Source organism: Aeromicrobium sp., from assembly GCF_037719875.1.
Taxonomy (GTDB): domain Bacteria; phylum Actinomycetota; class Actinomycetes; order Propionibacteriales; family Nocardioidaceae; genus Aeromicrobium.
In genome coordinates this window covers 122,299-142,556 of record NZ_JBBJMJ010000003.1, presented here as the reverse complement: position 1 = coordinate 142,556, position 20,258 = coordinate 122,299, and the positions used below count along the sequence as shown (strand labels likewise).

The following is a 20,258-nucleotide window of genomic DNA, read 5'->3' as shown; positions in this document are numbered from 1 at the left end:
CTGGCCCACCGCCGTCGGACTGGACTAACCCCCATACCGCAGGCGGACGAGCGAAGTCGCGAAGTCGTGCTCGACCGTGGACGGCCCACGGGTCTGCATGACGTGGTGGGTGGGTTCGGTGATGCCGTGGGTTTTCATCTGGTGGTGTCTGCGGCAGAGGCTGCGCAGGTTGGCCGCTGTGGTCGGCCCGCGTGGGTGGGGGATCTCATGGTCCTTGTCTGACTCCATCGAGGGTCTGGAGCAGGTGACGAATCGGCAGGTGCTGTCGCGTATGTCGATCGCGGTGCTCAGCTTGTCCGAGGCGAATCTGCCCAGCTCGGTGATGTCGAGGATATGGCCGAGGGGGTCGGTGAAGATCCGGTAGAACAGCGTCCCTGGCTGGGTCATCAGGTCGCGGACGGCTCCGGCGGGCAGGGCGAACGACCCGTCGAAGGACTCGCCGGGCTGGTCATCCCAGCCGGCAACGGTGGAGACCGGGACCGTGATCCCGATGACTGCGCGACTGCTGGTGGACCGGGCGTCGCCAGTTGAGCGCAACCAGGCGACAAGCTCGTCAGCCCTCTTGTGGTCCAAGGTCCGATCATCGGCAGGGAGCGCCTTGGCTCTGGCGGTGAGCTCGGCGTCGATCCGGATCGCCTCGGCGGTCGGCAGGTAGGCGTGCAGAAACGACATGCCGTCGTCCTGGTGGTCCAACCACACCGCACGCTTGTCATGCTCGGTCCTGGCCGCCCGGTCGCCCGGGACGTTGCGGGCCACGAACCGCTTCAGCCAGCCCTTCAGCTGGGCAGCGGTCCGCGCCGGCGCGGAGTCCGGGAGCAGGTAGTCCAGCTCGATGACCGCATGGTTGTCACCCCGGACCTTGTCCACCGCCGAGGAGATCATGCTGATCCGATAGGCATCAATCCGGCCGGCGGTGAAAGCCAGCCAGGTCAGCGGCAGCAACCCACGGACCCGGCGAGCATCAGCCAACCGGCACTGCACGACCCGCGTGGGCTGGTGCAAAGCGACGGCAAGCTCGTCGGCCGCAAATGACGCTTCGAGCGCGCGACGACGCGGATCACCGTTGCGGTCAGCCTGCCGGCGGCGCAGATCGGCGAACTCCAGCATCAACGACGCGGTCTCGGCCTCGATCCTGGCGCGCTCGACCTCGAGCACCGAGATCCTCTCGAGGATCTCGATGTCTCGACCAGCGGCTGCTTCCATACCCCCAATCTAGGGGTCGCCGCTGACACTTTCTTTCGGCCATTGCAGCGCAAATCTATGGCAAAGGGGGAGAAGACCCCGGAATGCACAGACCCCCGGAATGCACAGAGCCCGACCGGGAGGGAGCTCACGGGTCGGGCCCTGTTGTGCCACGAGGAGCAGCACATGATCTAACGGGAGGGAGTGTTGTTAGATCCACCCTGTAAAACGACCGTGCTGACACAGGGTTACGACCTTCTTCAAGAAATTTCCCGGCCGATAGGATGGTCTGCGTGTCCCCTGATCATGATCTTGTTCTCGTCGTCGATTTCGGTGCGCAGTATGCCCAGCTGATCGCCCGCCGGGTGCGCGAGGCACGCGTCTATTCCGAGATCGTCCCGCACACCATGCCGATCGAGGAGATGCTGGCCAAGCAGCCCGCCGCGATCATCTTGTCGGGAGGGCCGTCGTCGGTCTACGAACCGGGCGCGCCGCAGCTCGACGCCAGCCTGTTCGACGCCGACGTCCCGGTGTTCGGCATCTGCTACGGATTCATGGCGATGGCCCAGGCGCTGGGCGGCAACGTCGCGCACACGGGTCAGCGGGAGTATGGCCGCACCGTCGTGAGCGTCCTCGACGCCGGCACCCTGCTCGCCGGTCTGCCCGAGACCCTGACCTCGTGGATGTCGCACGGCGACGAGGTCGTGGCGGCTCCGGACGGATTCCTGGTCAACGCCAACTCTCCGCGCGCCACCGTCGCTGCATTCGAGGACACCGGCCGCAGGCTCGCCGGAGTTCAGTGGCACCCCGAGGTGCTCCACAGCGAGCACGGTCAGCGCGTGCTCGAGGCATTCCTGGTCGACATCGCCGGCTGCCGCCAGACCTGGACCAGCAGCAACATCGTCGATCAGCAGGTCGAGCTGATCCGTGCCGAGGTCGGCGACGCCCGCGTCATCTGTGGCCTGTCCGGTGGCGTCGACTCCGCGGTCGCGGCAGCGCTGGTGCAGCGGGCGATCGGCGACCAGCTGACCTGCGTCTTCGTCGACCACGGACTGCTCCGCGAAGGCGAGGCCGAGCAGGTCGAAAAGGACTACGTCAAGGCGACAGGGGTCGACCTCCACGTCGTCGAGGCCAGCGACCGGTTCCTTGGCTTCCTCGCCGGGGTCTCCGATCCGGAGGAGAAGCGCAAGATCATCGGCCGTGAGTTCATCCGGGTCTTCGAGCAGGCCGAGCGCGAGGTCGTCGAGGCGGCCGTGGGCGCCCCCGTGAAGTTCCTCGTGCAAGGCACGCTCTATCCCGATGTCGTCGAGTCCGGCGGTGGCGAGGGCGCATCCAACATCAAGAGCCACCACAACGTCGGCGGGCTGCCCGCCGATCTCGAGTTCAGCCTGATCGAACCGTTGCGCACGCTGTTCAAGGACGAGGTCCGGCAGGTCGGCGCCCAGCTGGGCCTGCCGCCTGCGATGGTGGCCCGGCACCCGTTCCCCGGTCCGGGCCTGGCCATCCGCATCGTCGGCGCGGTCGATGCCGAGCGCCTGCGCATCCTGCGCGAGGCTGACTCGATCGTCCGCGAGGAGACCACGGCTGCCTGTCTGGACAGCGAGATCTGGCAGTTCCCCGTCGTGCTGCTGGCCGATGTCCGTTCGGTGGGCGTCCAGGGAGACGGCCGGACGTATGGGCATCCCATCGTGCTACGCCCGGTCTCGAGCGAGGACGCCATGACGGCGGACTGGAGCCGCCTGCCCTACGACGTGCTCGAACGCATCTCGACCCGGATCACGAACGAGGTCGACGAGGTCAACCGGGTCGTCCTGGACATCACGAGCAAGCCGCCCGGCACGATCGAGTGGGAGTAGGCCCCGGCTACGACTGAGCGACAGTCATCCAGGAGTCCTTCGTGCGTCGGACGACGTCGTCCACCACGGCCGTGAGGTCGGCTGAACCGGCCGCAACCGTACGTTGACGATCCGCGCCAGTGCCCCCGGTGAGTACACGCTTGATCGCCGCTTCCACAGACTCTGTGGCGCCGTGCTGGTCGAGCACAGGGCGCAGGTGGTCGACCAGGTGACCGAGTGCCTCGTCGGCCGGCGTGAGTGACCTGGTTGCCGGGCTCACCAGCAACCGGCCGACGCCGTCATGGCTCGCCCGCCATCGCGCCGCCCGCAGCAGCTCGACCCGCCACGGACGCGCCGTTTCGCCGGCTGCCCGTGATCGTGCGGCCGTCTCGACGAGACCCCGGGCCAGCTCGGCGACAAGGATCGTGTCGTCGAGGTCCGTGCACACATCGGCGACGCGAATCTCCACGGTCGGGAAGTTGCGGGCCAGGCGCACATCGAAGTAGATCATCGCTTCGTCCAACGCGGCGCCCGAGGCGATCAACGCCCGCACCGCGTCGGCATAGCCGGCGGAGTCGACGAACGGCTCGACCGGTCCCGCGCTCGGCCAACCGTCCCAGACCTGCTCCCGCCAGCTGGCGAACCCTGTGTCGATCCCGCGATCGAACGGCGAGTTCGCCGAGAGCGCCACGAGCATCGGCAGCCAGGGCTGGATGTCGTCCACGACCCCGATGGCCTCGTGCTCGGCGACCTCCACGTGCACATGGGTCGCGCACACCAGGCCACGGTGACCGAAGGTCTCCATCATGGTTCTGTAGCGGACGCTGGGCGTCGTGATCCCGTCGTCGTCGGGCATGACGGGTGTGGCGACCGCAGCCAACGCGGCGCCGGCGGACTCCGCCGAGCGCGCCGCGAGTCTCCGTTGGGCGGCGAGATCTCGGCGCAGGGCCCCCAAGGCAGTATGTGGCCGGGTCTTGGTCTCGATCTGCTGGAGGAACAGCTCCTGGTCGAGGCCATCTGCTGCTGCCCGGCTCGCGTGGATCATGCGATCGGAAACCGGACGGAGCCTCCGGGTCTCGGGGTCGACGAGGAACATCTCCTCCTCGACACCCACGTGTCGCAGATTCACGAGATGAGAGGCGAGGTCATGAGGGCCTTCCGGGGTCGGGTCGTGTCGAGCCGTTCAGGCGTACCCGTCACCCAACCGCTCCAAACTGTCGGCGGCCCGCTCGTCCCGTTTGTCACGCTCGGTCGGGGGTAGACCAAGAATATGAATTCCATGCCCGGCCAGGCCATCTCGTGAGCAGCAACCGGCGTATCGTCGCGGCGACGCCGGACGATGTATGGAAGGTCCTCGCGGATGGTTGGCTCTATCCCCTGTGGGTCGTGGGCGCTGCCCGCATCCGTGATGTCGACGCGAGCTGGCCCGACAAGGGCAGCCGCATCCATCACTCGATCGGAGTGTGGCCCCTCCTCATCAACGACCACACAGAGGTCCTCGAGGTCGTGCCCGGACGATCGATCAAGCTGCGGGCCAAGGGCTGGCCCGTCGGTGAGGCCGAGGTCACGATCCGTCTCAGCGATGTCGGGTCGCAGACCGAGGTCACGATCGAGGAGGACGCCGTCGCCGGTCCGGGAGTCCTGGTGCCGGAGCCGATCAAGGGCCTCTCGCTCAAGTGGCGCAATACCGAGACTCTGCGCCGGCTGGCCTTCGTGGCCGAGGGCCGCCGCCCCCGTCAACCGTGAGCCGCGCCTATGACGCCGTCATCGTCGGCGCGGGCCCCAACGGTCTGGTCGCCGCCAACCACCTGATCGACGCCGATTGGTCCGTGCTGGTGCTGGAGGCCCAAGCCGAGGTTGGGGGAGCGGTCCGCAGCGCCGAGGACGTCCACCCCGGCTTCGTGCACGACACGTTCAGCGCGTTCTATCCGCTGGCCGAGGCTTCGCCGACGATCCGCTCGTTCGACCTGGAGGAGCATGGACTTGTGTGGCAGCACGCCCCAGCGGTGCTGGGCCACCCCACGAAGGACGGCCAGTGGGCCATGCTGCACCGCGACCGTGACGTCACAGCGCGGTTGATGGACGAGCAACATCCCGGTGACGGGGCGGCGTGGCTCGAGTTGTGCGGTCAGTGGGACCGCATCGGTGACCAGATGGTCAAGGCGCTGCTCTCGCCGTTCCCGCCGCTCAAGAACGGTCTCGGCGCGCTCGCGAGGCTGCGCAGCGTTGGCGGGCTGGAGTTCGTACGCTCGATGCTGACCCCCGCCGCCGAGCTGGGTCTCGCGAAATTCGGCGGGACGTCGCCGCGGCTGCTGATCGCGGGCAATGCCGGGCACGCCGACATCCCGCTCCATGCCCCCGGCTCGGGACTGATGGGCATCCTGATGTCGATGCTGGGGCAGACCGTGGGCTTCCCCGTGCCACAGGGCGGCGCGGGTGAGCTGACCAAGTCACTGGCTCGCCGCTTCACGTCGCTCGGCGGCGAGATCCACTGCTCCTCGGAGGTCAGCCGGATCCTGGTCGACGGGCGCCGTGCCACGGGGGTGCGTACGACCGACGGAGAGAAGTTCGCCGCGCGCCGCGCGGTCGTCGCCGACGTGGCGGCGCCGAACCTCTATGGCGGGCTCGTGCCGGAGGCGGACCTCCCGGTTCGCACGGTGCGTGCCATGAAATCCTTTGAGCTCGACCCCGGCACCGTCAAGGTCGACTGGGCGATCGACGGCGGGGTGCCATGGGCGAGCGCACCGCCTCACGCGCCCGGCACGTTCCACATCGCCGACTCGGTCGAGGAGATGACCGAGGCCCTCGGCCAGGTGTCTGCGCGCGCCATCCCGGCCTCGCCATTCATGCTGGCGGGTCAGATGTCCACGACCGACCCGACTCGCTCACCTCCGGGGACCGAGGCGCTGTGGGCGTACACCCACGTCCCGCAGTCCGCGGTCCGCGATGCGGGCGAAGGTGGCATCCGTGGCGAGTGGGACCGCGACGACTGCGAGCGGTTCGCCGATCGGATGCAGGCGCGCATCGAGGAGGTCGCTCCGGGCTTCGGCTCGAAGATCCTGGCCCGCCGCGTACTTGGACCACGGGAGATGGAGTCGCGTGACGCCAACCTGATCGGTGGCGCGATCAACGGTGGCACCGCCCAGCTGCACCAGGAGCTGATCTTTCGCCCTGTCCCCGGAATGGGGCGGGCCGAGACCGGGATCCGGGGCCTTTATCTCGGATCGGCTTCGGCCCATCCCGGCGGTGGAGTGCACGGGGCGCCGGGCATGAACGCCGCCCGCGCCGCGATCGCCCACACCCGCGTCCGTGAGCTGCTGCCAGCAACGCTGCGTCGCTGATCTGGACGGTCAGCGCAGCTGCTCGAGGCGTGCCTCGGCCTTGTCGAGCGCCTTCTGTGCCGAGGTCGAGGCCCGCTCGGCGTTGTCGGCGTGGGCCTGCGCGGTCTTCAGGGCACGCTCGGAGTCAATGATCTGCTTGTCGATCCGCGCGGCCTGCTTGCGCAGGTCCGCGATCTCGGTGTGCAGGGCGTCGCGCTCCGCGGCCAACGAGTCAGCTTGTGCTGCAGCAGCGACCGCTTCCTTGCCAGCCGCCTCGACCGCCCGCTCCGCCTTCTGGATCCGTTTGTCGTCGAGCTTGACCGGAGGCGGTGTCGGTGGCCTCCTGGTCCGGCGTGCCGGGCGCACCCGCGACCCATCGGGCGGGACGGCGAGGACGTCGGTCAGGTCGACCGGCTCGAAGGGACTCGCCACGAACGAGGTGACGAGCAGTCCGTCCTGGACCGCGTCGCCTGCGTCAGGGTCAGTCATCGCCGCGAGGAGGGTCTCCTCGACCCCCGCGGCGGCCTGGGCGCTGAGTGTTCCGCCGACAGCAGTGGCCAGCGTCGAGGCCTCCGCGAGTGCCGTGGCGGTCAGCTCGCGACGCTCACGGTCGAGCAGGCGGGTGCGCGCGCCGTCGGCCTCGGCCTGGGCGTCCCGCAGATCCTCGCCGAGGTCCAGGATGTCCTGGATGATCTCGGGCCGCTCGCGGGCGAGCGCGTTGACCGCCCAGGCCGCCGCGCTGGGTTTACGCAGCGCACGGATCTGTCGGCCCAGCTCCTTGTCCCCGGCCTCCGAGGCCTGCTCGTTGCGCGCGGCGATGAACTCCGCCAACGGCCGGCCGTAGACATCGGTTGCGATCGCTCGAAGGTCGGCCATTCGTCCAGCGTATGGCCGCCGCCAGCCGCTGCCGTGGTTTGCGGGCCTCCCGTGCGGGTAACTCGCAGCAATGACCTCGCTCTGGATCGACCGCGCCGAACGGGTCGCCAGCGATCCGCTGCCCACCGACGAACGGCTCGACGACATCGTCGTCGGCGCGGGGCTGACCGGTTTGACGACGGCCCTGCTGCTCGCGAGATCAGGCCGACGCGTCGCGGTCGTCGAGGCGCGTGAGATCGGTGCGGTGGCGACCGGCAACACGACAGCCAAGCTGTCGCTGCTGCAGGGGACCACGTTGTCGACGATCCTGCAACGGCAGTCCCACCGGGTCGCCCAGGCGTATGTCGACGGCAACCTCGAGGGTCAGCAGTGGTTGCTGCGGTTCTGCCGTGACCACGGTGTCGAGGTCCAGACCCGTGACGCTGTGACCTATGCGGGCCGGTCCGACCAGGTGTCGACTGCTCGCGGAGAGCTGGATGCCGCGCGTTCGCTGGGTCTCGACGCGCACTGGAGCTCCGAGCTGGACATCCCTTTCCCGCACCACGGGGGCGTCGTGCTGCCGGACCAGGCGCAGTTCGACCCGATGGACGTCCTGATCGCCCTCGCGGAGCAGGTCCGACTCCACGGCGGCACGATCCACCAGGGGTGTCGCGTCGTGAGCGCCTCCAAGTGGGGTCGCCCACGGATCAACCTGGTTGACGGAAGCACCCTCGGCGCTGAGACCGTCGTGCTGGCAACCGGCACCCCGATCCTCGATCGCGGTCTCTACTTCGCGAAGCTCGAGCCGCAGCGTTCGTATGCCCTGGCGTTCGAGCACCCGGAACCGCCGGCGGCGATGTACCTGTCGGCTGGCGCCCCGTCTCGCTCGATCCGCGATGCGCCGAGGGCCGGCGAACCGAGCAGGCTGCTGATCGGCGGCAGTGGGCACGGTGTGGGTCGCGCAAGCTCCGAGGCCTGCCACGTGGACGAGCTCCGCGAGTGGACCTACACCTACTTCCCCGAAGCCGTCGAGACCCACGTCTGGTCGGCCCAGGACTACGGCTCGCACGACGGCATCCCCTATGTCGGCAAGCTGCCCCGCGGCGGCGGACGCTTCTACGTGGCAACCGGCTTCGACAAGTGGGGCATGACCAACGGAGTCGCTGCGGCGCGCACGATCTCGGCAGAGATCCTCGGCACGCCGGTGTCCTGGTCCAAGCCGATGTCGCGCCGCATCACCCGCCCCGCCGGGATCGCCCACGGTGCCTCGATCAACCTCGGCGTCGGGGTCGCGCTGACCAAGGGAATCGCGACCGCCGAGTCACGCCCGGTGCCGACGGACCCGCCCGAAGGTGCTGGCGAAGTCGGCCGTGACGGCATCATCCCAACGGGCGTCTCGACCGTCGATGGGCGCACGTGCGCCGTGCGAGCCGTGTGCTCGCACCTCGGCGGGATCCTGTCGTGGAACGACCACGAACGCTCGTGGGACTGCCCGCTGCACGGCTCGCGGTTCACCCCGGAGGGCGACGTCCTCGAAGGTCCCGCGACACGGCCGTTGAGCCGTCCGGGGGACCAGGGCACCAGGTAATCAGGCACCAGGGGACTAGGGCCTGTCGCGGGCGGGCAGCACCTTGTGCGTGCCGTCGCACCACGGCTGGCTCGCGGACTTGCCGCACCGACACACCGCTGTGATCGGGCGTTCGGTGCGGTGCATGACGCCGTCCGCATCCTCGATCAGCCGGTCTCCGCGGATCAGCATGGGGCCTCCGGGGCAGAGGATCACATCGGGATGGTCGAAACCGTGATCCTCGGTCATGCCGCCCACCCGTCGAGCATGCGGCGGGCGAATCGGTCCTCCAGGTCGAGGCAGGTGAATGCGCCGAACACGATGTCGTCGACCAGATGTGGCTCGGCCTCGACCAGCGCACCGCAGATCGTCCGCACCGCGAGCTGCTCGTGGACGGCATCGGCCTCGACGTGTTCCTCGTAGTAGGCGACCATCTCCGGCGCGAAGCCGAGGCGGGCGAGGCCCTGCGCCATGCGCCGGGACGGCAACGAGCTGCTGGCCTCGAATGCGGCCAGGTGCCCCAGCGCTGAGGCCCGCAGCCTGCGATGCAGGCCGAACAGCGACATCGCGTTGTTTTCCTCGAGGGTCTCCACCGGCACGTCGTCGATGTAGGCGCCGCAGTCGCTGCGGAGTCCGCTCGCCTCGAGCCCGAGCGCGAACAGGTGGGAGTGCAGCCGGTTGGGATCGCCTCCGCCGTACTCGTCGTACTGCAGCTCCATCAACGCGGCCTTGGGGGCCGTGGGGAGCCGGGGCACGACCCAGGCGACCGGATCGGACTCCTTGAGGTGATATATCGAGCGGTGCCGCAGGAGCTCCAGCACCTGGTCGCGGTCTGCCTTGCGGTGCACGTGCGCCGCCACGGAGAGGCCGTCATGATCGGCGATGTAGGCGAACAGCGCCTCCGCGAAAGGGCCGTCGAGCTCCGCTGCCGGCCGGCGCGCGCGGAGCTCACGCTCGAAGTCGCGCTCGAGGGTACGCCTCAGCCCCAGGATGGCCGGGTGCCACTCCATCTCGTCGTCGACGTCCTCGAACCCGGAGTAGTGCAGCTCGTACATCGCCCATAGGCAGATCTGGAGGTCTTGCGGATCTGTGGGCTCGACGTCGGGCAGGCGGTCGAGCCTACGGGGATCGTGACGAAGCGAGCCGAACAGTGTCTCGCTCAGCTCGCCGCGAGCCTTGGGTACGAGCATCGCTGCCTCCTTCAAACCGGGTGGGACGTCACTCCCCGATTACCCCTTTGGCTGCGCCTCGAAACCCAGATCGAGGACCGTCGGAGTCGCCGAGATCACAGTTTGAACATGCCCGCTGAGGGGAAAGAAGATCCGGACCGGTTGAGCAGCAGCCGGCATCCAGGCGCCGAGAAGGGCATGCGCGGTGAATCCGACCACCAGCAAGAATCTCCACTTCGTTCTGAGCAGCACCGAGGACCTCAAGCAAGCCATCACCGAGCTCAGCGGGGTCTTCCATGTCATTCCGTCGGCGTCACTCGATGCCGAGCTGCCCCTGCTCAGTGTCGAGGTCGACGACGACTTCCCGCATCTGGTCGATGAGGTCCGACGGATCGTGGAGGCGAACGACCCGGCATCCACAGAGGTGGAGCAGGCCGGCTGATCAGGCCTGGTAGACGTCAGGCACGCCGTCGCCGTCGTCGTCGTGCTGCTCCCGCAGCTCGATCAACCGGTAGCGGCGGTTCCGACCGCGCAGGATCAGGCCGGCGCCGACAGCCGAGACGAAGGATCCCACCAGGACGCCGGTCTTGACCTGTTCGTCGGCGGGGCTTCCGGCACCATAGGCGAGCTCGCCGATCAGCAGGGAGACCGTGAAGCCGACGCCGGCCAGCATCGCGAGCCCGACGACGTCCAACCACTCGAGGTCGTCGTCGAGCCGGGCCCGGGTGAACCTGGAGACCAGCCAGGTCGCGCCGAAGACGCCGACGGTCTTGCCCACGAACAGTCCCGCGATGATGCCGAGCGTGATCGGTTCGGTGAGTGCGTCGGTGAAGCCACTCCAGCCGTCGATCTCCACGCCCGCGCTGAAGAACGCGAAGATCGGGACTGCGACGGCAGCCGAGATCGGACGGAAGCGATGCTCGAAGTGCTGGGCCAGCCCGGGCCCGTCATTGCCATCGCGCCGTAGGACGGGCACCGCGAAGGCGAGCAGCACCCCGGCGACGGTGGCGTGGATGCCCGAGGCGTGAACCAGCCCCCAGGTCAGGCCGGCCAGCGGCAGCAGGATCCACCACGTGCGTACGCGTCGCTGGACGAGCAAGGTGAAGATCGCGAGCGGCACGAGCGCGAGGAGCAGGTAGCCGATGTGGAGCGTCTGCGTGTAGACCACGGCGATGATGATGATGGCCAGCAGGTCGTCGACGACTGCGAGCGTGAGGAGGAAGGTCCGCAGCGCGGACGGCAGGTGGCTCCCGATGACCGCGAGCACCGCCAGGGCGAACGCGATGTCGGTCGCGGTGGGGATCGCCCACCCCTCGAGCGAGCCACCGAGGTTGATTGCGACAAAGACCAGGGCCGGCACGGCCATGCCGCCGATCGCCGCGACGACCGGGAGGGCCGCGCGGCTCGGGTCGCGGAGGTCGCCGGCAACGAACTCACGCTTGAGCTCGAGACCGGCCACGAAGAAGAAGATCGCGAGGAGCCCGTCGGCGGCCCACCCGCCGAGCGTGAGATGCAGATGGAGCGAGTCCGGACCGATCGCGGTGTCGCGCAAGGACGCATAGCCGTCGCCGAGGTTCGCAGCGAGGATTGCCACGATGGTCGCGCCAAGCAGGAGAGCGCCGCCCAAGGTCTCCTGGCGCAGGATGTCCGCGATCCGCGAGGCCTCTGGCCACGAACCGCGTCCGAACAATCTCGACTGAGCCACGGCCCTACCCTATCCACGCCGCAAATCCGTGGAACCAGGGTGCGGGTAGCCTGCGGGCATGCCGGACGTCGCGCTCGCTGCGCCCAACGAGGCCGCCGCCGACGCCGGTGAACAGATCGCGCGTGGTGGTGGCAACGCGATCGATGCCGCTCTGGCCGCAGCGCTCGTGACGATGGTCAACGAGGTCGGGATCGTGTCGCTGAGCTCCGGCGGATTCATCACGGTCCAGCCGCCGGATGGCAGTGCCCCACAGACCGTCGACGGCTGGATGGAGATGCCGGGACGCGGACGGGACCTCGGGGGCGGCACGTGGGATGTCCACACCGCCTACGGCGACGGTGTCACTGCCACGATCGGGGCGGGATCGGTCGCGGCACACGGTTCGGTGGCTGCCTTCGGCGAGGCGCACGCGCGCTGGGGGAGTCTCCCGTGGCACGAGATCGTGGCTCCGGCAATCGACGTCGCACGCGGGGGATTCCGCCTGGGCTCTGCGTCGCGCTATTACCTCGAGCACGTCCACGACCTCATCTTCGGCTGGGATGACCAGAGCCGTTCGGCCGTGCACGACGTGGACGGCCAGGTCACGACCGGCCTGATCGTGCTGCCCGACCTGATGGGCTCACTCGAGCTGATCGCGACCGAGGGTCCTGCGGCGTTGCACACGGGTGACCTGGCCCGGTTGATCAGCGCCGATGTGCTCGATCGGGGAGGCATCCTCGGACCACGGGATCTGGCCGCCTATCGGCCGGTCGTCCGGCCGTCGTTGCTGAGCACGGTCGGTGACTGGACTCTGGGGACCAACCCTCCGCCATCAGTGGGTGGCGTGTGTGTGGCGGCGATGCTGCGTCTCCTCGACGGTCGTCCATATGCCGGTTGGGACGGTGACGACGTCACACACCTGGTGCGTGTGCAGCGCGCCGTGCTGGGACACCGGCTCGCGGTCCTCGACCACACCGACGACCTCGAGCGCGATGCTGCCGCCTTCCTCGACCTGGTGGATCGCGATCACCTCGCGGTGCTCGAATCCGGTTCGACCGCACACGTCTCGGCGACCGACAGCGAGGGCGGGGCCTGCTCGGTGACGGTGTCGTCCGGCTACAGCTCCGGGATGATCGCGAAGGGGACCGGCATCTGGCTCAACAACTGCCTGGGGGAGCCGGAGCTCAATGCCCGCGGGCTGCACGGTCTGCCGCCGGGGACCCGGTTGCTGTCCAACATGGCGCCGACCGTGGGGCGCCACACCGACGGGTCGGCCCTCGCGATCGGATCGCCCGGGGCCGACCGCATCACGAGCGCGATCGTGCAGGCGGTCGCCGGATTCGTCAACGGAGGCCTGGGCCTGCAACAGGCGATCAACCATCCGCGTGTGCACGTCCACCGGGCGGGTCGCCCTGACGAGGTCGTCAAGACCGAGACCGACCTGACGATGTACTACGGAGGGGTCGCCGCCACCCTTCGCAGGCACGACGGTCACCTGGTTGCGGCCGCGGATCCGCGGCGGGACGGAGCGATCCGTCTGGTGCGCGCCGCGACGGACCATCGACCGGATGCGGTGTGAGAGTCCCGTGTCCCCGGCACCCATCGTCATCGCCCATCGTGGCGTCCCCGGTCATCGACTCGAGCACACCCGCCCTTCCTATCTCCTGGCGATCGAGCAGGGGGCGGACTACATCGAGCCCGACGTGGTCAGCACCAAGGACGGCGTCCTGGTCGTGCGGCACGAGAACGAGATCGGCGGGACGACGGACGTGTCCGAGCGCGCTCAGTTCGCCGACCGCAAGGTCTCGAAGTTCATCGACGGGGTCGTCTACACCGGTTGGTTCACCGAGGACTTCACCCTCGAGGAGCTCAAGACGCTTCGTGTCCTGGAGCGGCTGCCAGCACTGCGGCCGCAGAACATACCGTTGGATCGCACCGAACCGATCTTGACGTTGGACGAGGTCCTGACGATCGCCGAGCAGGCGAGCCAGGGCCGCGAGACCCCGATCGGGGTCTACATCGAGACCAAGCACCCGACCTACTTCGCCGGGATCGGGCTCGATCTCGACGATCTGCTGATCGCCGACCTCGAACGGCACGGGCTGAACCACGAGAATGCCAAGATCATGATCCAGTCGATGGAGACCGGCAACCTGCGCAGGCTGCGCGGTCGAACGCCGCTGAGCCTCATCCAGCTGATGGATCGTCAGGGCGCCCCGTTCGACCTCATCAACGCTCGCGACTCCCGCACCTACGCTGCCATGACGTCACGGACCGAGCTGGCCGCGATCGCGGCGTATGCCGATGGGATCGGCCCCAACAAGAGCCAGGTCATCCGTCGTGACAAGAAGTATCGGCTCGCTGGCGACACCGGCCTCGTCCGACATGCTCACGAGGTCGGGCTCCTGGTGCACATTTGGACGATGCGCAACGAGAACAACTTCCTGCCGACCAACCTGCGCACCAGCAGGGACAAGGTCGCCCACGGCGATGCCGTGGGCGAATACCTTGCGTTCTTCGATGTCGGTGTCGACGGTGTCTTCTCCGACTTCACTCAGACGGCCGTGCGGGCTCGCTCCCAGTGGTTGGGGCGTCGGTAGCCGCGGTCCACCCGCTTTGCGCCGCCAGCGGTTCGGCAGGCATCAGGATCCACGCGACGATGTACGCCAGGATGAGCGATCCGGCGCCGAGAATCGTGGCGGCGGCGACGAGCAGGCGGATCAGGTTGGCGTCGAGGCCGGTATAGGTGGCGATGCCTCCGCACACGCCACCGAGCCATTTCTCGTCACGGCTGCGGGTCAACTTCTTCATCTTCAGGTCCTTCCGGGCTGGTTGCTGCGGTGTGGGGGACGGGGGTGGCCTTGGCCTGCGGTGGGCGGGTCCGCCACACCGTCGCGGCGACGCCGACCAGTCCGAGGACGATCAAGACCCCAGATGCGGTGAGACTGAACTCGCGCGGAGTCAGGAGGTCCTGCTTCCACACCGCCCAGTTGCCGACGATGGACAGGAAGAGCAGGCCGAACGCGAGCCCCTCCCAGCGGAATGTGTGCCTGGTCATCTGCGGATCACCTCGATGTTGCCGAATCGTTGGTCGATGTCGATCATGAGAGCTGGCCCGGTCGTGGCCGGCAGGTCCAGGTCGTTGTCGGTGCCGTTGACCTTGCGGCCGAAGATCGAGATCTCACCAGCGCCGAGGTGGGACACCACAGTGACGTCGAGGTCGCTCGGGACGATGACCTTGGTCTGGCCGACACCTGCTCGGAGGTTGATGGTGTCGCCGATGAGCGCCTCCTGGTTCTGGACCTGGGTCAGGTCGAGCTCCAGCAGACCGATACCGTGCCGATAGGTCGAGTCGACCTGCGAAGCGGTCAGAGGGACTGGACGTTGCTCGCCGAACTTGCCGTTGGGGAGCACCGAGCCGATTGCCAGGGCGATCGCGAGGATGACCCCGAGACCGATCAGCGGACCTCCGTTGCCGAAGAGGGTGCCGACCAGGAGGCCGATCGCGACGACGCCGAGAGCCACCGCGACGTACGACGTCCAGCGGGTCTCGTCGTGATACTCGGCGTAGATCCGGGTCGCAGCGACCGCGATCACCGCGACCGACGCGGTCAAGCCGGTGAGCGTCCACGAGCGATCTCTGGGTGTCTTTGCGTACTTTCGGTTGTCCACCAGGCCGACCCTGGCGCCGTCTGCCGCAGACACGGTCTGTTGACCGGCCGCCTGCCGTGCCGCGTCGTCGCTGCGCCGGCGGCGTGGACGCACGAAGAACAGGTAGTAGACGAAGGCAATCGGTACGAGGATCCAGGGTGCGCCGTCCCAGAAGTAGCCGTTGTCACCGATGACCGCCAGCCCGGCGACGACGACGGCGCCCACGAGACCGATGACCCGCACCTGCTCCTCGTTCTTGTCGAGCTTGAACCAATCGGCCGCGACGCTCTTGTCCTCGTCCGCGGCCGGCAGCAGGAACCACGCAGCGGCGTAGAGGATGACGCCCGCGAACCCGACGACGGTGAGCACCGCGATGACGACGCGCACGATGACGGGGTCGATGTTGAGGTACTTGGCGGCACCGGAGCAAACGCCGCCGAGCAGGCGGTCATCCCGGGAGCGCCGCATGTCGGTGATGGAGCGAAGCCGTTGTGGATCGAAGTCGCCGTCCGGCGGGGTGGTGCGGGTGTCTTCTGCGTTCATGTCTCCATCGTGTCCGAGCAGGCCCGTGCAGACCATCGGGTACGACCCTGAATCACACCCGGGACCGGCCGGGGTCACCGGGGGACGTTCCCCATGGCGCCCGTGTGCGTACGCGTGTGACGATCTTGGTGTGAGTGGACGAGGCATCACCCCATACCGCCGGGCCTTCCGACCAGCCGATCGCCGGCTGGTCGGTGGAGTGGCGACCGGTGTGGCCGAGCACTTCGGCGTCCCAGTCCTCTATGTCCGGCTGGTCTTCATCGTGGCGACGTGGTTCCACGGCATGGGCGTCATCGCCTATCTGTTGCTGTGGCGGTTCCTCCCGCTCCGCCAGCCCGAGCTTTCGCCCGGCCTCGAGTCGGCCACCCGTCGCGGGCTGCGGACCGGCAGCCGTCCCAGCATGTTCGAGATCGCGCAGACCTTGGCGCTCGGCGCCGTCGGCATCGGCGTGTTGTTCATCATTCAGGCAAGCGGCCGGGGCATCGCCGGCGGCCTGTTCGCACCTTTGCTGATCGGTGTTGTCGGTGTCGCGGTGATCTGGCGTCAGTTCGACGACGCCGCGTGGGGGCGCTGGATGCGCCAGACGAAGGGCCTCGCGTTCGCTCTCCGGGTCGCGGCGGGTGCGACCCTCGTGGCGGCGGCCGCCATCTACTTCCTGACCCAGGAACGGGGTTGGGGAGCCATGGTCGACCTCGGCTCGGCCGTCGCGGTGGCGGTCCTCGGCCTGTTGCTGATCCTGGGGCCCTGGATCACCAAGCTGCTCGGCGACCTGTCGGAGGAGCGGCGGGAGCGCGTGCGGTCCCAGGAGCGCGCTGACGTCGCCGCTCACCTGCACGACTCGGTGCTCCAGACCCTCGCGCTGCTGCAGAAGAATGCCGGCGACTCTGCAATCGTCGCCACCCTTGCACGTCGCCAGGAGCGGGAGCTGCGCGCCTGGCTCTACGGCAACGACGAGCGGCCCGGGGACTCGCTCGTCGCGGCGCTGCGGGCATCGGCGGCCGATGTCGAGGACACGCATCGGGTGCCGGTCGAGGTCATTGCGGTCGGCGACGCGTCGCTCGATCCTGATGTCGCGGCGATCGCGAAGGCCGCCAGGGAAGCCATGATCAACGCCGCCAAGCATGCCCATGTCGACCGCATCGACGTGTACGCCGAGACCGACGGACGTACGGTCGAGGTGTTCGTGCGCGACCGGGGGGTCGGCTTCGACATGGCGTCGATCGCGGAGGACCGCATGGGTGTGCGAGGCTCGATCATCGACCGGGTCCAACGGCACGGTGGCACGGCCTCGATCCGCAGCACGCCGGGCGAGGGCACCGAGGTCGCACTGAGCGTTCCCCTCCGCACCGGCGACTCCGCCCCGACCGAAGAAGTGAGCACATGACGACACCGCACATGACGACACCGCACATGGCGGCACTGCGCGTCGCGATCGTCGACGACCACGCGATGTTTCGCACCGGAGTGCGAGCCGAGATCGAAGGACCCGTGGACATCGTCGGTGAGGCCGAGGATGTCGACAGCGCCGTCAAGGTCATTGCCGCGACCAGGCCCGACGTCGTCCTGCTGGACGTCCACATGCCCGGCGGCGGAGGCCTCGAGGTCATCCGTCGCCTGCACCTGCGCCACCCGGAGACCAAGTTCTTGGCGCTGTCGGTCAGCGACGCGGCAGAAGACGTGATCGGCATCATCCGCGCCGGGGCCCGCGGCTACGTCACCAAGAACATCTCCGGACCCGAGCTGCTCGACGCGATCAACCGGGTGGCCGTCGGTGACGCGGTGTTCTCGCCACGGTTGGCCGGATTCGTCCTCGACGCATTCGCCGGCACGATCGAGGTCGCCCAAGTGGATGAGGAGATCGACCGGCTGACCGAGCGGGAGCGTGAGGTCATGCGACTCATCGCCCGCGGCTACGCCTACAAGGAAGTGGCCAAGGAGCTGTTCATCTCGATCAAGACCGTCGAGACCCACGTCTCGAGCGTCCTGCGCAAGCTGCAGCTCTCCAGCCGTCACGAGCTGACCCGCTGGGCCAATGACCGCCGCCTGATCTGAGGCTGAGCCGATCTGCTGGCGGGAGCACCTTAGGTGGCGCCCGCAACTTCTCGCGTCGAATGATTCACGCGTTCACCCCCTCAGGTCTAGCCTGTGGGGGTGAATGAACCCCACCTGATCGTGCTCTTCGGGGCCACGGGAGACCTTGCCCGCCGCAAGCTGCTGCCCGGCATCATGCACCTTCTGCAGTCCGGACTCGTGCCCGAGTCACGGATCATCGGCGTCTCGATGGATGAGTTCGACGACGAGGGGTTCCGCGACTTCGCCGGCAAGGCATACCGCGAGTTCAGTACCCGCGAGATCGACGAAGCGAAATGGGCCGAGTTCGCTCCCAAGCTCTCGTACGTCAACGTCAAGGCGGGGCCGGAGGCGCTGGCGAAGGCCGCGGCCACGCTCGAGGCCGAGCTCGGCGGCGCGCCGGAGCGACTGCACTACCTCAGCGTCCCACCCAAGGCTGCGCTCGATGTGGTGCACACCCTCGACGACGCCGGACTCGTCGAGCGGTCGCGGATCATCATGGAAAAGCCCTTCGGCACCGACCTCGCGAGCGCCAAGTCGCTCAACTCCCAGCTCCACGAGGTCTTCGCCGAGGACCAAATCTTCCGCATCGATCACTTCCTCGGCAAGGAGGCGGCGCTCAACATCCTCGCGTTCCGCTTCGCCAACGGACTGTTCGAGCCGATCTGGAACCGCAACTTCATCGACCATGTGCAGATCGACGTGCCCGAAACGCTGTCGGTCGAGGGCCGCGCCGGCTTCTACGAGGGCACCGGCGCCTTCAAGGACATGGTCGTCACCCACCTGTTCCAGGTCCTGGCGTTCATGGCGATGGAGCCGCCGACCTCGCTTGATTCCGACTCGATCAGCGAGGAGAAGAACAAGGTCTTCCGCTCGATGCTGCCGCTCGACCCGCACCACGTGGTCCGCGGGCAGTACCAGGGCTACCGGGACGAGGACGGTGTCGCGTCCGATTCCGAGACCGACACGTTCGTGTCGCTCCGGGCCGAGATCGACAACTGGCGCTGGGCCGGCGTGCCGTTCTTCCTGCGGACCGGCAAGAAGATGGCCGAGGGGGCCCGGATCATCTCGATCGCGTTCAGGGAGCCCCCCAAGAGCATGTTCCCGGCAGGTTCGGGGGTTGGCCTGGCCGGCCCGGACCACCTGACCTTCGATCTTGCGGACTCCTCGAAGATGTCGTTGTCGTTCTATGGCAAGCGGCCAGGCCCGGGGATGCGTCTGGACAAGCTCAGCATGCAGTTCGCGATGCAGGAGACCGAGCGCGCCGGCGAGGTCCTCGAGGCGTACGAACGCCTGATCTACGACGCGATGCGTGGCGAGCGCACGCTGTTCACGACCGCGGAGGGCATCGAGCGGCTGTGGGAGATCTCCGAGCCGCTGCTCAACGATCAACCGCCGGTCAGGCCCTACTCAGGCGGCACGTGGGGCCCCAACTCGGTGCATCAGCTCATTGCTCCGCGAGCGTGGCGACTGCCGTTCGAGCGCACGTGGCGCAGGCCCAACACGATGGCCGAATAGTCAGGACGTCCTCAGGGAGCCCAGCTCTGCTGGACCAGCCGGATCGCCTCGTCGATGGAGAGGCCCTGGGTCCGCGCCAGGCGGGCGTACGTCTTGGCGCCCGCCTCGGCCTCGACGTCACCGAGTCTGCGGCTCGCGATGAACGTGCCGCGGCGACCCTGGGTCTCGATCACGCCATCGCTCTCCAGGGCCCGATAGGCCTTTGCGACGGTGTTGGCCGCGAGCCCGAGGTCCGTTGCCAGCTGGCGTACGGTCGGCAGCTTGTGTCCGGACGCGAACGAACCGGAGGCCGCGCCCTCGGCGATCTGGCGGCGCACCTGCTCGAATGGCGGCTCTGCACCGGTGGAGTCGACCGAGATGATGCTCATGCGGTGTCCTTCCGCTCGAGGTGGACGATCGCGAACCCGCGACCGGCGACATCGGTGGGGTCGCGGCGGGTCTCGCGAAAGCCTTGGGAGAGATAGAAGCCGAGCCCCACGGAGTTGGCCGCGTAGACCTCGACGGTCCGTGGCCCGCCGCCGTCGGCCAGCTGCGACAGCAGGGCAGGGCCGATGCCGCGACCCTGCGCCTCGGGGGCGACATAGAGCAGCTCGACGTGCTCGTGACGCGCTCCCACGAAGCCGACCGGCAGGTCGTCGAGCGAGGCGGCCCAGACGTCCATGGATGGCAGCAGCAGGTCGCGGATCCTTGGCCGGAGCTCGGCGAACTCCTCGTCGGCCATGAACCCGTGGGTCGAGCGGGCGGCGCGCTCCCAGACGTCGGTGAGCGCGTCGAAGTCGGCCTCACCGGCCGGCCGGATCGAGACGGCGCTGTCCATGGCTCGGGAGTCTACGTCGGGTGCATCCGGGGGGATCGATGTCTGCC

21 protein-coding genes are annotated in these 20,258 nt (G+C 68.2%); 10 read left to right on the top strand and 11 right to left on the bottom strand.

Annotated elements, in window-relative coordinates; all coding sequences use genetic code 11:
* Positions 1-24 precede the first annotated feature (24 nt).
* Positions 25-1,203, bottom strand: a complete 1,179-nt coding sequence (locus tag WKF39_RS05425; RefSeq protein WP_340386215.1) for a DUF222 domain-containing protein — start codon at positions 1,201-1,203, stop codon at positions 25-27.
* A gap of 272 nt (positions 1,204-1,475) precedes the next feature.
* Here WKF39_RS05425 and guaA point away from each other — a divergent pair, with 272 nt between their 5' ends.
* Entirely contained in the window at positions 1,476-3,038 is a 1,563-nt protein-coding gene (guaA, locus tag WKF39_RS05420) for a glutamine-hydrolyzing GMP synthase (protein WP_340386214.1), read from the top strand.
* Positions 3,039-3,045: 7 nt separating this feature from the next.
* Here the strand turns inward: guaA and WKF39_RS05415 are convergent, their stop codons facing one another.
* Positions 3,046-4,146, bottom strand: coding sequence for a glutamate--cysteine ligase (locus tag WKF39_RS05415; RefSeq protein ID WP_340386213.1), 1,101 nt, complete (start codon positions 4,144-4,146; stop codon positions 3,046-3,048).
* 170 nt (positions 4,147-4,316) lie between these two features.
* Between WKF39_RS05415 and WKF39_RS05410 the strand changes: the two genes are divergently transcribed.
* Together WKF39_RS05410 and WKF39_RS05405 are read left to right on the top strand one after the other, a co-directional pair.
* Positions 4,317-4,763, top strand: a complete 447-nt coding sequence (locus WKF39_RS05410) for an SRPBCC domain-containing protein (protein ID WP_340386212.1) — start codon at positions 4,317-4,319, stop codon at positions 4,761-4,763.
* Positions 4,760-6,358: an NAD(P)/FAD-dependent oxidoreductase gene (locus tag WKF39_RS05405; RefSeq protein ID WP_340386211.1), complete on the top strand. Its 1,599-nt coding sequence runs from the start codon at positions 4,760-4,762 to the stop codon at positions 6,356-6,358. The genes WKF39_RS05410 and WKF39_RS05405 overlap by 4 nt, the downstream gene beginning before the upstream one ends.
* Positions 6,359-6,367: 9 nt before the next feature.
* Here the strand turns inward: WKF39_RS05405 and WKF39_RS05400 are convergent, their stop codons facing one another.
* Positions 6,368-7,213 (bottom strand): hypothetical protein, encoded by an 846-nt coding sequence (locus tag WKF39_RS05400; protein WP_340386210.1) that lies wholly within the window; start codon positions 7,211-7,213, stop codon positions 6,368-6,370.
* 70 nt (positions 7,214-7,283) lie between these two features.
* Here WKF39_RS05400 and WKF39_RS05395 point away from each other — a divergent pair, with 70 nt between their 5' ends.
* The gene (locus WKF39_RS05395; RefSeq protein ID WP_340386209.1) at positions 7,284-8,780 is read left to right on the top strand and encodes an FAD-dependent oxidoreductase; all 1,497 of its coding nucleotides are present in this window, start codon (positions 7,284-7,286) and stop codon (positions 8,778-8,780) included.
* Positions 8,781-8,795: 15 nt separating this feature from the next.
* Here WKF39_RS05395 and WKF39_RS05390 read toward each other — a convergent pair whose 3' ends face one another.
* Together WKF39_RS05390 and WKF39_RS05385 are read right to left on the bottom strand one after the other, a co-directional pair.
* Positions 8,796-9,008: a CDGSH iron-sulfur domain-containing protein gene (locus WKF39_RS05390; RefSeq protein ID WP_340386208.1), complete on the bottom strand. Its 213-nt coding sequence runs from the start codon at positions 9,006-9,008 to the stop codon at positions 8,796-8,798.
* Positions 9,005-9,949, bottom strand: a complete 945-nt coding sequence (locus WKF39_RS05385) for an iron-containing redox enzyme family protein (RefSeq protein WP_340386207.1) — start codon at positions 9,947-9,949, stop codon at positions 9,005-9,007. The genes WKF39_RS05390 and WKF39_RS05385 overlap by 4 nt, the downstream gene beginning before the upstream one ends.
* A gap of 184 nt (positions 9,950-10,133) precedes the next feature.
* Here WKF39_RS05385 and WKF39_RS05380 point away from each other — a divergent pair, with 184 nt between their 5' ends.
* Positions 10,134-10,370 (top strand): hypothetical protein, encoded by a 237-nt coding sequence (locus WKF39_RS05380; RefSeq protein WP_340386206.1) that lies wholly within the window; start codon positions 10,134-10,136, stop codon positions 10,368-10,370.
* Here WKF39_RS05380 and nhaA read toward each other — a convergent pair whose 3' ends face one another.
* A complete protein-coding gene (gene nhaA, locus WKF39_RS05375; RefSeq protein ID WP_340386205.1) occupies positions 10,371-11,633 on the bottom strand; it encodes a Na+/H+ antiporter NhaA in 1,263 nt (420 codons plus the stop codon).
* A gap of 58 nt (positions 11,634-11,691) precedes the next feature.
* Here nhaA and WKF39_RS05370 point away from each other — a divergent pair, with 58 nt between their 5' ends.
* Both WKF39_RS05370 and WKF39_RS05365 read left to right on the top strand, forming a co-directional pair.
* A complete protein-coding gene (locus WKF39_RS05370) occupies positions 11,692-13,191 on the top strand; it encodes a gamma-glutamyltransferase (RefSeq protein WP_340386204.1) in 1,500 nt (499 codons plus the stop codon).
* 7 nt (positions 13,192-13,198) lie between these two features.
* Positions 13,199-14,212, top strand: coding sequence for a glycerophosphodiester phosphodiesterase family protein (locus tag WKF39_RS05365; protein WP_340386203.1), 1,014 nt, complete (start codon positions 13,199-13,201; stop codon positions 14,210-14,212).
* Here the strand turns inward: WKF39_RS05365 and WKF39_RS05360 are convergent.
* From WKF39_RS05360 to WKF39_RS05350, 3 genes are read right to left on the bottom strand one after another with little or no spacing between them, the layout of a single operon-like run.
* Entirely contained in the window at positions 14,163-14,423 is a 261-nt protein-coding gene (locus WKF39_RS05360; RefSeq protein ID WP_340386202.1) for a PspC domain-containing protein, read from the bottom strand. The two genes, WKF39_RS05365 and WKF39_RS05360, sit on opposite strands and share 50 nt — an antisense overlap.
* The gene (locus tag WKF39_RS05355) at positions 14,398-14,670 is read right to left on the bottom strand and encodes a hypothetical protein (RefSeq protein ID WP_340386201.1); all 273 of its coding nucleotides are present in this window, start codon (positions 14,668-14,670) and stop codon (positions 14,398-14,400) included. Before WKF39_RS05355 ends, WKF39_RS05360 begins: the two co-directional genes overlap by 26 nt.
* The gene (locus WKF39_RS05350; RefSeq protein ID WP_340386200.1) at positions 14,667-15,806 is read right to left on the bottom strand and encodes a PspC domain-containing protein; all 1,140 of its coding nucleotides are present in this window, start codon (positions 15,804-15,806) and stop codon (positions 14,667-14,669) included. Before WKF39_RS05350 ends, WKF39_RS05355 begins: the two co-directional genes overlap by 4 nt.
* Positions 15,807-15,936: 130 nt before the next feature.
* On the opposite strand from WKF39_RS05350, the gene WKF39_RS05345 reads away from it, so the two are divergent.
* The 3 genes from WKF39_RS05345 (at position 15,937) to zwf (ending at position 19,394) form a co-directional block, all read left to right on the top strand.
* Positions 15,937-17,190, top strand: coding sequence for a PspC domain-containing protein (locus WKF39_RS05345; RefSeq protein WP_340386199.1), 1,254 nt, complete (start codon positions 15,937-15,939; stop codon positions 17,188-17,190).
* Positions 17,187-17,858 (top strand): response regulator transcription factor, encoded by a 672-nt coding sequence (locus WKF39_RS05340; RefSeq protein ID WP_340386198.1) that lies wholly within the window; start codon positions 17,187-17,189, stop codon positions 17,856-17,858. The genes WKF39_RS05345 and WKF39_RS05340 overlap by 4 nt, the downstream gene beginning before the upstream one ends.
* Positions 17,859-17,957: 99 nt before the next feature.
* Positions 17,958-19,394 (top strand): glucose-6-phosphate dehydrogenase, encoded by a 1,437-nt coding sequence (gene zwf, locus WKF39_RS05335; RefSeq protein ID WP_340386197.1) that lies wholly within the window; start codon positions 17,958-17,960, stop codon positions 19,392-19,394.
* 11 nt (positions 19,395-19,405) lie between these two features.
* Here zwf and WKF39_RS05330 read toward each other — a convergent pair whose 3' ends face one another.
* On the bottom strand, positions 19,406-19,762 hold the full coding sequence (locus tag WKF39_RS05330) for a GntR family transcriptional regulator (RefSeq protein WP_340386196.1): 357 nt from the start codon (positions 19,760-19,762) through the stop codon (positions 19,406-19,408).
* Entirely contained in the window at positions 19,759-20,211 is a 453-nt protein-coding gene (locus tag WKF39_RS05325; RefSeq protein ID WP_340386195.1) for a GNAT family N-acetyltransferase, read from the bottom strand. Before WKF39_RS05325 ends, WKF39_RS05330 begins: the two co-directional genes overlap by 4 nt.
* Between the last annotated feature and the right edge of the window lie 47 nt (positions 20,212-20,258).